Raw genomic sequence first — 13,663 nt, forward strand, 5'->3', positions numbered from 1 at the left:
GACTACTTTGCGACCGTCTGAAGAACCGATAGAATGCTGGCCCATGGTAAGTTCGCGAATCGGCGCGCCCGTCTGGCCGCCGCCCCCTGATCGGACCCCTCCCCGCTCATGAGCGCTCTGCGGCGGTACCGGGTGGGCGCGGCGCTGATGGTGCTGGCCATCATCGTCGGCATCCTGGTGTTTTATCGGCTCAAGGACCAGCAGGCCCGCGCCGTGCAGCGGCCGCGCGGGGACACCCTGGTCGGGGTGGTCGCCCCCGTGCGCAAGGACCTCGAGGTACGCTTCGGGACTACCGCCGATATCCTGGCCAACCAGCAGGCGGCGATCTTCTCGAAGGTGTCAGGGTATATCCGGCGGATTCACGTCGACCGCGGCGACTTCGTCAAGGAGGGCCAGCTCCTCGTTGAGATCGACGACCAGGAGCTCCAGGCGCAGCTCCAGCAGGCGCGCGCGGGCCTGCTCACGGGCCAGGCCAGCCACCAGATGGCGCGCTCGACCCTGGACGGCAACCGCGCCAATCTCGAGAACCAGCGCGCCAATCTCCTGAAGTCGCGCGCGGTCGCCGACAACGACGCGCGACAGTCCGACCGGATGAAGGCGCTGTTCGAGCGCGGCCTCGTCTCGGCGACCGACTGGGAGAACGCGCGCACCACCGCCGAGGCCTCGCGGGCGCAGCTCCAGGCCACGGAGGCGCAGCTGCGCGTGGCCGAGAGCCAGATCCTCACCTCGGAGAGCCAGGTCCGGCTGGCCGAGGCGCAGATCGAGACCTATCAGGCCGCGCTGAACCTGGCGCAGAGCAATCTCGCGAACACTCGGCTCGTCGCGCCGTTCGCGGGCTACGTGTCGCAGCGGAACCTCGACGCGGGCGCTGCGGTCAGCGCGGGCTCGTCGGGCACCAACACGTCGTCGCTCGGCATCCTGGTCGTGCAGGACATCAAGAGCGTGAAAGTCCAGGTCGACGTCCCAGAGCGTCAAATCGCTCGTGTCATTCCGGGCGTCCCGGTCCGTCTGTCGGTGGATCCCTACACCGGCCACGTGTTCCGGGGCACCGTGAGCCGCATCGTGCACGCGCTCGACCCGCGCGCCCGCACCATGGGCGTCGAGGTCGACATCCCCAACGCGGACGGCCGGCTCAAGCCGGGCATGTTCGCCCGGGTGGATCTGGTGGTGGATCGCCGCCCGGGCGCGCTCGCCGTGCCGGTCGAGGCCGTGCGCCTCGGCGACGGGCGGCCCTCGGTGGTGGTCGTGCGCGGGGGCGCCGTCGAGTTCATCGCGGTCGAGCTGGGCGTGACCGACGGCGGCTGGGTGGAGATCGTCCAGGGCGTCGGGGACAAGGACTCCGTGATCGTGCAGGGCAAGGACCTCGTGAAATCCGGCCAGAAGGTCAAGGCCGTGCCGGCCACGGGAATCTGACCGCGTATGTGGCTGACCCTCATGGCCATGCGGAACGGGATCGCGATCCTGATGTGCTCGCTCGCGATCGTGCTCCTCGGGGCGACGTCGCTCAGCCGCACCCCGGTGGATCTCTTCCCAAACATCAACTTCCCCTCGATCCGGATCGGCACCATCTACAAGGGCGCCAACGTCCAGGACATCGAGCGCACCGTCACCTACCCCATCGAGAAGGCGGTCTCCGCGGTGGCGGGCGTCCGCTACGTGGAGTCGCGTTCGCGGCAGGGGCTGTCGGTGGTGGAGGTGCAGTTCAACTGGGGCTATGACCTGGACGCGGGCCTCACCGAGGTGGTGCAGCGCATCCAGCAGATCATGAACACGCTACCCACCGGGGTGCAGCAGCCTTTCATCCTCAAGTTCGACCTCTCCAACATCCCTGTCTGCATCGTGACAGTGTCGGGCGGCGGCCTGGACGAGAAGCAGCTCTACGATCTGGCCTACAACACCGTCGAGCCTCAGCTCGAGCGCATCCCCGGGGTCGCCTCCGCCAACGTCGACGGGGGCAAGATCCGCCAGATCACGGTGAACTTGAACCGCGACCTTCTCTACGCCAAGGGCATCTCCGTCACCGAGGTGGCGCGCGCCTTCAACGACGCGAACTTCCTCCTGCCCTCCGGGGACGTGAAGCTGGGGCAGCTGGACTACAACGTCTTCACCAACAATCAGTTCTCCGTGGTGGAGCCCATGGAGAACGTCGTGGTGCGGCGCACCCCCGGCGGCACCGCCATCCGCGTCCGCGACCTCGGCCGCGTGGAGGACTCCGCGGAGACGCAGCAGTCCGTGGTGCGGGTCAACGGCGAGCGCGCGGTGTACCTCCGGGTGAACAAGCAGCCGGGCGGCAACACCGTGGATGTGGTTGACCAGGTGCGGGCCCTGATGCCGAAGCTCCTGGGGATCCCCCCCGGGGTCAACGTGCAGATGACGTTCGATCAGTCCACCTACATCAAACAGTCCATCAAGAGCCTCTGGCACGAGGCGGCCATGGGCTCGGTGCTCGCCTTCGGCGTGATCCTGCTCTTCCTCCGGTCGCTCACCTCCACGTTCATCATCTCCATCGCCATCCCGCTGTCGCTGCTCCTGACCATGATCGCGATGTACATGCTGGGCCAGACCCTCAACGTCTTCACCCTGGGCGGTCTCGCCCTCGCGGTGGGCCGCCTGGTGGACGACTCGATCGTGGAGCTGGAGAACATCAACCGCCACATCGCCATGGCCGACAAGCCCCGGCGCACCGCCGTGCTGGACGCTGCGCGGGAGGTGGCGATGCCGATCTTCGTCTCGACCATCACGACCATCGTGGTGTTCCTCCCCACGGTGTTCCTCGAGGGGCAGGCCCGCCTCCTCTTCATCCCCCTGACGTTCACGATCTCCTGCTCGCTCTTCGCCTCCTTCCTCGTCTCGCGGACGGTCACCCCCCTCCTCTGCTACCACTGGCTCCGCCCGCCCACCCCGCCGCCGCCGGGCACGTGGAATCCGCTCACGCTCGTGCTCGCGTGGAGCTCGCGGCGGCTCGAGCAGCTGGACGCGGTGTACCAGCGTGCCATCACGTGGGCCCTCGCCCACCGGAAGATGGTGATCGGCGGCGTGCTCGCCGCGCTGGTGTCCGCGCTGGTCCTGGTTCCCCTCATCGGGACGGAGTTCTTCCCGCCCTCCGACGAGAGCCAGTTCATCATCCGCGTGCGCGCCCCCGTGGGGACCCGCGTTGAGGAGACCGAGCGGCTCATCGCGAAGATGGAGGGGCTGCTGAAGGACACGCTCAGGCCGGGCGAGTACAGCACCATCCTCTCGACGGTGGGCGTGCCCGGCGGGCGCTCCGGCCTCTTCTCCCAGAACACCGGGCCCCACGCCGCCCAGCTCCAGGTCTATCTCGCCACCGCGGATAAGCGGAAGCGCTCGGACCGGGACATCGTGGCGGCGGTGCGGCCCAAGCTCGCCGGCCAGTTCCCCGGCACCACCTACACGGTGCAGTTCGGCGGCATCGTGTCGCGCATCCTGAACTTCGGCGCCCAGTCCGCCATCGAGGTGGAGCAGCTGGGCTACGACCTCAAGGACGCGGAGCGAGTGGCCCAGGACGTGACGCGGGTGCTGCAGGAGACGCCGGGCATCGCCGACGCCTTCGTGAGCCGCGAGGAGAACTACCCGCAGTACGACATCGTGGTGGACCGCGAGAAAGCCGCCGCCGCGGGGGTGAGCCAGCGCGACATCGCCCAGGCCGCGCTCTTCTCCCTCAACAGCAACGTGAGCGTGAATCCCTCGATCTACACCGACCCGCGCACCGGCAACCAGTACAACGCGGTGGTCCAGCTCGACGAGGAGTTCCGCTCGAGCCCCGAGGACCTGGGGCGCCTGTTCGTCACCGGCGACGGCGGCCGGCCGGTGCTCCTGGGCAACCTCGCCGAGATCCGCCAGGGCACCGGGCCGGTGATGATCGAGCGCAAGTACCAGCAGCGCATCATCAAGATCTCGGCGAATCCGACCGGGCGCGACCTCGGCGCCCTCTCGGAGGAGCTCGAAGCCCGCTTCAAGCAGCTCCCGCTGCCGCCCGGCTTCTCCCTGCAACTCGGCGGGCAGACGGTGCAGCAGCGCGAGGCGTTCGGGAGCCTCAAGTTCACCACGCTGCTCGCCCTCGTCCTCGTCTACATGGTCATGGCCTCGCAGTTCCGCTCGCTGCTCGACCCCTTCCTCATCATGTTCTCGGTGCCGCTGGGGATGATCGGCGTAATCTGGGCGCTCTTCCTCACCAACACCACGCTCAACGTGACGTCCTTCATGGGCATCATCATGATGGTGGGCATCGTGGTGTCGAATGGCGTGCTCCTCGTCGAGTACATCAATGAGCTGCGCCGCCACGGTCAGGAGCTCATCCCCGCCGTGATCAACGGCGGCCGCACGCGGCTCCGTCCCATCCTCATGACCAGCCTCACCACCCTGGCGGGCCTCATGCCCATGGCCCTCGGCATCGATGTCGGCAGCGAGGCCAACGCGCCCCTGGCGCGGGCGGTCATCGGCGGCCTCGCCGTGTCGACGGTGCTGACCCTGATCCTGATCCCGACGCTCTACGTCATGGTGGAGACCCGCTTCCCGCGGCGCGTGGAGGATCCGCATCCCGCGTTCACGCCCCAAGGAGAGACCGCATGACCCCAAGCCACGCTCAGCGCATCCTCGCGGGGCTCGCCCTCGCGATGCTCGTGCTGCTGCCCGGCACGGTGACGGCCCAGCCCTCCCCCGCCGATCCCTTGGCGCCGAGGGAGCCGCTGCCTGCCCCGCCCCAGTTCCGGGCCTTCCCGGTCCCGCAGGACATCGCCGGGCGCGAGCTGGCCCTGGCCGAGGCGGTGCGGATCGCGCTCGACAATGCCCCCGTCATCATCCAGCGGTTCGGGGAATACGTGGCCGCCCAGCAGCGTATCGACCAGGCGTTCTCGGCCATGCTCCCGCAGCTGAGCCTCCTCGGGCAGTCACTCTATTCGGACTCCACGACCCGCCTTTCGAGCTCGACAGGTTCCACCACCTTCAGCAACACCAGCAAGCCGACCATCGGCACGGGGTCGCTGTCCGCGTCGCAGCTGCTGTTCGACTTCGGCAAGACGTGGGCCGCCACCGACGCCGCCAAGGCCAACTCGGACTCGGCCCGCGAGAACGTCGAGCTTCAGAAGGACCTCATCGTGCTGTCGGTGAAGGAGAACTACTTCCTGCTGCTCCTGTCGAGCCGCCTCGTCGTGGTGAGCGCCCAGGCGGTGGACCGGTCGGAGCTGAACCTCAAGAGCGCCAAGGGGTTCTACGACGTCGGCACGCGGCCCAAGTTCGACGTGACCCGCGCGGAGGTCGACGTGGCCAATGCGCGCGTGGCCCTCATCCGCGCCCAGAACGCGGTGAGCCTGTCGCGCATCGGGCTCAACCAGGCCATGGGTATCGCCATCAATGCGCCCACCCGGATCAAGGACATCCTCGCCTACGAGCACGTGGAGTTCGACAAGGACAAGCTGGTCGTCGAGGCGCTTCGCCAGCGCCCCGAGTACAAGCAAGCGCGCTTGAGGTCGGATGCCGCCGAGGCGACGGTCCGGCAGAACTTCCGTGATTTCTTCCCCGGGCTCTTCGGGGTGGGATCGGTCGGCGCCGGTCGGGCCCAGAACGACTTCCAGGGGCAGGGCGGCGGGAATACCCCCGGCGTATTCACGCGCGCGGACAAGGACTGGCAGGTTGGCCTGGAGCTGCGCTGGTCCATCTTCGACGGCGGCAACAAGATCGCGCGGTACCGGGAAGCCAAGGCGCTCCTGGAGGCGGCCGAGGCCGGGGTCCGGGACACCGAGCTGCAGATCTGGCAGCAGGTGGAGCAGGCCTACGTCAACGTGGTGGCGGCGGAAGAGCAGATCGGCGCCGCCCAGAAGGCGGTGGAGTCGGCCCAGGAGAACTTCCGGCTCAGCCAGGGGCGGTTCGACGCGGGCGTGGGCACGATCATCGAGCTGACCGACGCGCAGCTCGCGCTCACCCAGGCGCAGGCCACCGAGGCGCAAGCGCTGTCGGACTACCGGGTCGCGATCGCCCGGCTCGAGCGGGCGCTGGCCCGCCGGTAGCGCCCCGCCGTCGGCCAGCATATCCTGTAAATATGGGAGGCCAGGAGCCCGTCTCACCGGCATGACGCGACGACTGCGCTGGCTCGTGGTGGTGGTACTCCTGGCCGTCGGCCTGACCGGGGCCTATTTCTATTCGCAGAGTACCGGCAACGCCCCCCGGTTCCGCACCGCGCCGGTGACCCGGGGCACCCTCACCGCCTTCGTCACCACCACGGGCAACCTCAACGCGGTCATCACCGTGCAGGTGGGCTCGCAGGTCTCGGGGCAGGTCAAGGAGCTCTTCGCGGACTTCAACTCCGAGGTCAAGCGCGGCCAGCTCATCGCCCGCATCGATCCCGCCACCTTCGAGGCCACCGTGGCCCAGAGCAAGGCCGAGGTCGAGGCGAGCGAGGCCACCGTCCTGAACCAGGCGGCCCAGGTCGAGCGCGCCCGCGCCGACGTGGACAATGCCCGCGCGGCCCTCGCGGTGGCCCGGGCGCAGACCACCAAGTCCAACGCCGCGCTCCTCGACGCCCGCCGCGACCTCAACCGCAAGCAGGACCTCTTCCGGCAGGAGCTGGTCGCGCGCAGCGACCTCGACACCGCGCAGGCGGTGCACGACCAGGCCGACGCACAGCTCGAGTCGAGCCGGGCGCAGGAGCAGGCGCTGGCCTCCGCGATCAAGGCCTCGGAGGCCCAGCTCCGGGTGACGGAGGCGCAGCTCAAGGGTGCGGAGGCGGCGGTGCGACAGAAGCGCGCCTCGCTCCAGCAGGCGCAGGTGAACCTCGACTACACCTTCATCCGCGCCCCCGTGGACGGGGTGGTCATCTCCCGAAACGTGGACGTCGGGCAGACGGTGGCCGCGAGCCTCCAGGCGCCCACCCTCTTCACGATCGCCCAGGACCTCACCAAGATGCAGATCGACACCAACGTGGACGAGGCCGACATCGGGCGCACCCAGGTGGGGCAGCGCGTGACGTTCACGGTGGACTCGTTCCCGACCGAGACCTTCAGCGGCCAGGTAGTGCAGATCCGGAAGGCCTCGCGCACCGTGCAGAACGTGGTCACGTACAATGTCGTGATCGCGGTGAGCAACCCGGACCAGAAGCTCCTGCCCGGCCTCACCGCCAATGTGCGGATCGTGACGACGACGCGACCCGACGTGCTCCGCGTGTCGAACGCCGCTCTCCGCTTCCGCCCCCCCGGCGAGGACGCCCCCGCCCCGGCAGGGAGCCCTCCGCCGAGCGGACCCGGCGCCACGCCGTTCCAGCGCCCCACCCCTCCCTCCGCCGAGGAGATCAAGGCGCGCCTGGTCAAGGAGCTCAAGCTCACCGAGGAGCAGCAGAAGAAGCTCGACCCCATCCTCGACGAGGCGCGGTCGCAGTACTCGGGGCTCAACCGCGTCCCGCAAGAGCAGCGGCGCACCGCCGCCCAGCGGATCCGGGAGGAGTCGCGCGTGAAGATCCGCGCGCTGCTCACTCCCGAGCAGCAGGCCCAGTTCGACCAGATGCCCCAGGGCCAGGGGCGAAGCGGCAGCGGCGGTCAGAGCGGGCGCGTCTGGGTGCTCGGCCCCGACGGCAAGCCGCGCGCCGTGACAGTGCGGCTGGGCATCAGCGACGGGACGTCGACGGAGCTGCTGGGCGGCGAGTTGAAGGAGGGCGAGGAGGTGCTGACGGGCACCCTGGCCCCGGGCACCGCCGCGCCGAAGGCGCCCAGCGGGACGTCGCAGCCCCAGCAGCAAAGCCCGCGCATGCGGCTCTAGGGTCCGCGTGCTCGTCGACGTCCGCGACCTCAGCAAGGACTACGTCATGGAGGCGCAGACCGTCCACGCGCTCCGTGGCGTGACCCTCGCCATCGACGCTGCCGAGTTCGTGGCCGTCATGGGCCCCTCGGGCTCGGGCAAGTCCACGTTCATGAACCTGCTCGGGTGCCTCGACAGCCCGACCACAGGGCAGTATCTCCTCGACGGCCGGGACGTCTCGCGGCTGGCCGCCAACGAGCTCGCGCGCATCCGCAACCAGAGGATCGGCTTCGTGTTCCAGGGCTTCAACCTGCTCGCGCGCACCAGCGCCCTCGAGAACGTCGAGCTGCCGCTCATGTACAGCGGGCTGCCCGCCGCGGAGCGCCACGCGCGCGCCCGGCGCACGCTGGAGGCGGTGGGACTGTCCAATCGGGCCGACCATCAGCCGAGCCAGCTCTCCGGGGGACAGCAACAGCGCGTGGCCATCGCCCGTGCGCTCGTGAACTCACCGGCGCTGATCCTCGCCGACGAGCCGACCGGAAACCTCGACACCCGCACGAGCGTCGAGATCATGGCGCTGCTCCAGGACCTCAACCGCCAGGGCATCACCGTGGTCCTGGTGACCCACGAGCTCGACATCTCCGCATATGCGAGCCGGGTGATCCAGTTCCGTGACGGCCGCCTCCGTAGCGACGATCGCAGCGGACGGCCCCGCGACGCCAAGACGGAGCTCCTGACCATGCCTGCGCCCGAGGACGAAGCGCCCGTCCCCGCCGGGAGCGCGGCGTGAACATCCTCGTCTGCGCCCGGGTCGCCCTGCGCGCGCTCCGGGTCAACCCCCTGCGCAGCATCCTCACCATGCTGGGCATCATCATCGGCGTGGGCGCGGTGATCGCGATGGTCTCGGTGGGCGCGGGGGCACAGGCCCGCGTGGCCGAGCAGATCCGCAGCCTGGGCTCCAATCTGATCCTCATCCTCCCCGGCAGCGTGGCGAGCACCGGCGTGCGGCTGGGCTTCGGCACGCGGCCGACCATCACCCAGGAGGACGCGCTCGCCATCGCCCGGGAGCTGCCCTCGATCCACTCCACCGCCCCGTCGGTGCGCGGGCGCGATCAGGTCGTGTGGGGGAACACGAACTGGTCCACGGGCATCCAGGGCACCACCCCGGACTACGAGGAGACGCGCCAGTGGCCGGTGGTGGCGGGTCGCTGGTTCACGCCCGACGAGGCCGAGGGCGCCGCCAAGGTGGTGCTGCTGGGCCAGACGGTGGCCGAGAACGTGTTCGGCGGCGCCGATCCGGTTGGCGTGGTGGTGCGCGTGGCCGGCGTGCCCCTCACCGTGATCGGGGTGCTCGAGCGCAAGGGCCAGTCGAGCTGGGGTCAGGATCAGGACGACGTCGTGATCATCCCGATCTTGACCGCGAACAAGCGGGTGCTCGGACCCACGAAGCCCTCCGCGACGTCGGTCAACGCGATCACCGTGCGGGTGCGCGACGGCATGGACATGAAGGTCGCCGAGCAGGAGATCCGCGACCTCCTCCGCCAGCGTCACAAGCTCCAGGGCTTCCAGGAGGACGACTTCTGGATCCGCAACCTCTCCGAGATGCTCCAGGCCGAGGAGGCTTCGTCGCGCGTGCTCACGATGCTCCTGGCGTGCATCGCGTCGGTGTCGCTCCTCGTGGGGGGGATCGGGATCATGAACATCATGCTGGTCTCGGTGACGGAGCGCACGCGAGAGATCGGGCTCCGCATGGCGGTGGGCGCCCGGGGCCACGACATCCGGACCCAGTTCCTGGTGGAGGCGGTCACGCTGTCCCTCACCGGCGGCATGATCGGCATCGTCGTGGGGCTGACCGGCTCCTACGCCATCGCGTATTTCGCGGAATGGCGCACCCTCGTCAACGCACAGGCCATCGTCCTGGCCTTCGGCTTCGCCGCTGCGGTGGGCATCTTCTTCGGGCTCTACCCCGCGCAGAAGGCCGCGCAGCTCAACCCCATCGAGGCCCTGAGATACGAATGACCCTGCCCTACGCAGCCTTCGCGCTGCTGTTGCTCGTGCTCTGCTCGGCCGGAACCCTCGTGGTGCTGCCGGTCTCCGCTCAGACCTACACGCCGCAGTCCTCCTCATCGCTCACCGTGACATTTCAGAGCGAGCGGGTGGGCGCCGGCCGCGTGATCATTTTCGGCGACGTGCGCAACTCCTCGTCGAACGCCTACGAGCGGGTGACGCTGCTCGCCGAGGGCCTGGACGAGACCGGCGCCGTGGTGTCGCGCGGGCGCGCGTACGTCTCCGGCACGGTGCCGCCGCGGGGCACCGCGCCGTTCGAGTGCCGGATACCCTCGGGCGGGCGCGAGCGCCGCTTCCGTGTGACGATCGAGGCCTTCCAGATCGCCGGGCAAAGCCCCTGATCGGGTTGGCGTGGCTCGCCGCCGCCCGCTCCGCCGGCCCGCTCGGCCCTCCCGCCCCGCGGCGCCTCGCCCGGCGCCGACTCGCCCCGTCTCGCCGCGCCGCGCCCCGCTCGGTCCGCCCGCGGTCGAGGAGCGCGCGCTGCCCATCGTGCGCGAGCTCGCGCGGGTGGCGCGCAGCTCCGAGCCGCCCGGCGTCAAGCTCGAGGGCGCCCTCGAGGTGCTGTTCGGGGCATACGCCGAGGGCGACCCGCATTTCTCCGACGTCCTGATCGCGGGCTGGGCCCGCGCGCGCGACGACAAGCAGTTCCGCCTCACGATGGCGTGGCTGCGCGAGCAGAGCCGTCTGTCCCTGGAGGAGATTCTCGACGAGGGGATACGGGCGGGAAGCTTCCGCGCCGGCCTCGACGCGGGCGCGGTGGCGACGGCAATGCTCGGCGCCGCCGAGGGTTGCCTGCTCCAGGCGGCCAGCTCGGGCGGCGCCGTGCCGCCGGGGCGCCTGGTGCGCGCGTTGCTCGATCTCGTCGTGCGCGCACCCCGCGGTTAGCGGGGCTTGAGCTCGATCAAGTAGCCGTCGGGATCCCGGAGGTAGAGCGACGGGCCCGTGCCGAAGGCGCCGCGGCGCTGGACCACGTCGCCCTCCAGCGTCACGCCGCGCTCCTGCAGCCACGTCGCGACGGCGCCGAGATCGTCACACTTGATGGAGAGACAGAAGTGGTCCATCCCGTCGGAGCCCCGGCGGCCCGGCAGGAGATCGATGAGCTGCTCGCCGAAGCGGAGCTGGACCAGGCGCACGCGCTCGTTGACGTGATCCAGCGTGCAGCCCAGCACCTCCGTGTAGAAGCGCTCGGAGGCGGCCTGATCGGCCACGCGCAGCACCACGTGATCCAGCCCGAGCGGCTCGTAGCCTCTCACGAGGCGAGCCCCCCGCGCCGCGCCTCGAGAAGCAGGACGAGCACGCCGGCGGCGAGCACCCCGAGCCCGCTGAGACTGGACAGGGCGTGTAGCCGCCCGAAACGGGCCGCCTCGGGCGAGCCCGCGACCCCGGCGGCGCGGGCCGCCAGCACCGCCTCGCGCAGCGCTTCGATCTGCGGGAGCAGGACAAAGAGCGAGAGCGCGGTCAGCGCGAGCATCACGAGCACGAGCGCGAGCGGGAGGCGGTCGACCCAGCCGCCCGCCACCTCGCCCCGCCGCAATACCATGCCCGCCAGCCCGAGGACGCCCAGGCCCAGCGCGGCCCAGTGATAGCGCGGCATCACCCAGCCGATCAGCCGGGCCGCGACCGGCCGCTCCAGGACGCCGAAGGCGGCCGGGGCCACCACGGCGGCGAGGAACCCCAGCATGCCGAGCCAAGCCGAGATCGCCGAGATGGTCAGGGTTTTCATCGCGCTGGACGCCTCTCCTTCAGGACTCGCTGGAGAATGGTAGCATGACCGCGTGACCGCCGCTCCTCAGGCCCGGCCGACGGCGCCCCGTCGCGCCGCGCGCGCGCCACAGCTCGCGCCGGCGAAGAGCCGCCTGGCCGTGGGCCGACTCATCGCCCGGATCCGGCGCGTCCAGCCCTCCTGGCGCACCACCACACTCGCCGAGGTGTCCAGCGAGCGACGCGACCCTTTCTATGTCCTCATCGCCTGCATCCTGTCGCTCCGCACCAAGGACGAAACCACCGGCCCGGCGGCCGCACGTCTCTTCGCCCTCGCGGAAGGGCCCGAGGCGATGGGGCGCCTGACCCCGCGCCAGATCGAGCGCGCGATCTTTCCCGTCGGCTTCTACCGCACGAAGGCCCGCGTGATCCTCGGCATTTGCCACGATCTCCTCGCGCGCTTCGGGAGCGCGGTGCCGGACACCATCGACGAGCTCCTCACCCTCAAGGGCGTCGGGCGCAAAACCGCCAACCTCGTGGTGACGATGGGCTTCGGCAAGCCCGGGATCTGCGTCGACGTCCACGTGCACCGGATCTCGAACCGCTGGGGGCTGATCCGCACGCGGAATCCCGAGGAGAGCGAGATGGCGCTGCGGCGGCGGCTGCCGCGACGCTACTGGATCGGCTACAACGATCTGCTCGTCGCTTTCGGCCAGAACATCTGCCAGCCGGTCTCGCCGCGCTGCTCGGTCTGCCCGATCGCCGCCGTCTGCCCGCGCATCGGGGTCGGGCGCTCGCGCTAGCTGGCGCGCCCGCCTCAGTCGCCGAGGGCACGCGACACCTCGCCCAGCTCTCGCCGCAGCCGCTGGAGCCGCCGCGCCAGCCCGGGGCCGCGGGCGCGGGCGCGGAGCATGCCGCCTTCCAGGAGGTCGAGGAACGCCGCCGACACCTCCTCGGCCCCCCAGCGGCCCGCGGGGTTGTACCACTTGTAGAGCCAGTTGAGCATGCCGAGCATGCCGAACACGACGAGGCGCGGCGGCACGTCGCGGAAGACGCCGCGCCGCACCCCCTCCGCCACGATCGCCTCCACGCCCTTGTCGTAGCGGTCCTTCTGCGCGGCGAGGGCCCGGGCGATGCGCGGGGGCAGGTTCGGCTCCTCGCTGAAGAAGACGGTGAGAAACGAGCGGTTGGCGATGACGAAGCGCACGTGCTGCCGCACCACCCGGCGCAGCTTCTCCTCCGGGCCCAGGGCGGAGCGCTGCACGAGGGCCAATTCCCGCGTGAAGCCCTCGATGGTCTCTCGCGAGATCGCCGCGAGCATGTCCTCCTTGGCGTGGAAATAGCCGTAGAGGGAGGCTTTCGACATCGCGAGCCGCGCGGCGATCTCGTCGAGAGTGGCGGCGCGATAACCACGCTCCCGGAAGAGATCGGCCGCCGTGCGCAGGATGCGGTCGCGCACCGCCTGGCGCCTCGGCTCCATGCCGGGAGTCTACTTGACCCCGCGCGCCAGGCCGTGGTAAAAACTAGCCAGTTCAAAAAGTTGACCGCCTAGTTCACCACCAGACGCAGGAGGCTTCGGATGGATCGGCGCGTCATTCCCAGCTCGATGGACACGGTCTTCGAGTTCGACTACACCGTGCAGGCCGAGGACATGCGAGGCCTCTACGAGAAGGCCAAGCGGGACCAGTGGAATGCCACCCGCGACATCAAGTGGGACGCCCCCGAGCCCGCGGACGGCCGCGTCCTCGCCGACGAGCTGGTGGACATCCACGGCAGCCCCATCTGGGAGCGCCTCTCCGACAAGGACCGCGTCGAGCTCAATCGCCGCATCACCGCCTGGCGCCTATCGGTGCTTGTCTATGGCGAGCAGGGCGCGCTGCTCGCGTGCAGCCAGCTCGTGGACACCGTGAAGGGGACCGACGCCAAGTTCTTCCAGGCCACCCAGGTCGCCGACGAAGCCCGCCACAACGAGGTGCTCGAGCGCTACATCCAGCACCGGCTGGGCGGGCTCCATTACCCCATGCCGGAGAACGAGCGCTTCATCTTCGACGCGATCCTCACGGACTCCCGCTGGTACATCAAGACCATCGCGCTGCAGCTCGTGGCCGAGACCTTCGCGGTGTCCATGTTCCGGATGATGCAGGAGTGCGCG

13 protein-coding genes are annotated in these 13,663 nt (G+C 69.9%); 10 read left to right on the plus strand and 3 right to left on the minus strand.

The features are described 5' to 3' along the window. Positions 1 to 108 precede the first annotated feature (108 nt). From VFX14_16565 to VFX14_16600, 8 genes are all read left to right on the plus strand, one after another. A complete protein-coding gene (locus VFX14_16565) occupies positions 109 to 1,413 on the plus strand; it encodes an efflux RND transporter periplasmic adaptor subunit (GenBank protein ID HEU5191300.1) in 1,305 nt (434 codons plus the stop codon). 6 nt (positions 1,414 to 1,419) lie between these two features. Next, positions 1,420 to 4,590, plus strand: coding sequence for an efflux RND transporter permease subunit (locus VFX14_16570; GenBank protein HEU5191301.1), 3,171 nt, complete (start codon positions 1,420 to 1,422; stop codon positions 4,588 to 4,590). After that, on the plus strand, positions 4,587 to 6,023 hold the full coding sequence (locus tag VFX14_16575; GenBank protein HEU5191302.1) for a TolC family protein: 1,437 nt from the start codon (positions 4,587 to 4,589) through the stop codon (positions 6,021 to 6,023). Before VFX14_16570 ends, VFX14_16575 begins: the two co-directional genes overlap by 4 nt. 61 nt (positions 6,024 to 6,084) lie before the next feature. Then, positions 6,085 to 7,764, plus strand: coding sequence for an efflux RND transporter periplasmic adaptor subunit (locus VFX14_16580; protein ID HEU5191303.1), 1,680 nt, complete (start codon positions 6,085 to 6,087; stop codon positions 7,762 to 7,764). 46 nt (positions 7,765 to 7,810) lie between these two features. Further along, positions 7,811 to 8,533 (plus strand): ABC transporter ATP-binding protein, encoded by a 723-nt coding sequence (locus VFX14_16585; protein HEU5191304.1) that lies wholly within the window; start codon positions 7,811 to 7,813, stop codon positions 8,531 to 8,533. Further along, positions 8,530 to 9,762: an ABC transporter permease gene (locus VFX14_16590; GenBank protein ID HEU5191305.1), complete on the plus strand. Its 1,233-nt coding sequence runs from the start codon at positions 8,530 to 8,532 to the stop codon at positions 9,760 to 9,762. Before VFX14_16585 ends, VFX14_16590 begins: the two co-directional genes overlap by 4 nt. Then, entirely contained in the window at positions 9,759 to 10,151 is a 393-nt protein-coding gene (locus VFX14_16595; protein ID HEU5191306.1) for an FxLYD domain-containing protein, read from the plus strand. Before VFX14_16590 ends, VFX14_16595 begins: the two co-directional genes overlap by 4 nt. Positions 10,152 to 10,299: 148 nt before the next feature. Continuing rightward, entirely contained in the window at positions 10,300 to 10,695 is a 396-nt protein-coding gene (locus VFX14_16600; GenBank protein HEU5191307.1) for a TetR family transcriptional regulator C-terminal domain-containing protein, read from the plus strand. On the opposite strand, the gene VFX14_16605 is transcribed toward VFX14_16600, so the two are convergent. Continuing rightward, complete coding sequence (locus tag VFX14_16605) at positions 10,692 to 11,063, minus strand: VOC family protein (protein ID HEU5191308.1); 372 nt, start codon at positions 11,061 to 11,063, stop codon at positions 10,692 to 10,694. The two genes, VFX14_16600 and VFX14_16605, sit on opposite strands and share 4 nt — an antisense overlap. Then, positions 11,060 to 11,533, minus strand: coding sequence for a DUF4149 domain-containing protein (locus VFX14_16610; protein ID HEU5191309.1), 474 nt, complete (start codon positions 11,531 to 11,533; stop codon positions 11,060 to 11,062). The genes VFX14_16605 and VFX14_16610 overlap by 4 nt, the downstream gene beginning before the upstream one ends. A gap of 52 nt (positions 11,534 to 11,585) precedes the next feature. On the opposite strand from VFX14_16610, the gene nth reads away from it, so the two are divergent. Beyond that, positions 11,586 to 12,314, plus strand: a complete 729-nt coding sequence (gene nth, locus VFX14_16615) for an endonuclease III (protein HEU5191310.1) — start codon at positions 11,586 to 11,588, stop codon at positions 12,312 to 12,314. A gap of 14 nt (positions 12,315 to 12,328) precedes the next feature. Here nth and VFX14_16620 read toward each other — a convergent pair whose 3' ends face one another. Further along, positions 12,329 to 12,991, minus strand: a complete 663-nt coding sequence (locus tag VFX14_16620) for a TetR/AcrR family transcriptional regulator (GenBank protein ID HEU5191311.1) — start codon at positions 12,989 to 12,991, stop codon at positions 12,329 to 12,331. Positions 12,992 to 13,090: 99 nt separating this feature from the next. Between VFX14_16620 and VFX14_16625 the strand changes: the two genes are divergently transcribed. After that, positions 13,091 to 13,663 (plus strand): diiron oxygenase (locus VFX14_16625; GenBank protein ID HEU5191312.1); only part of this gene is annotated, 573 nt, incomplete at its 3' end.

Source organism: Candidatus Methylomirabilota bacterium (assembly GCA_035764725.1).
Lineage (GTDB): Bacteria > Methylomirabilota > Methylomirabilia > Rokubacteriales > CSP1-6 > DASRWT01.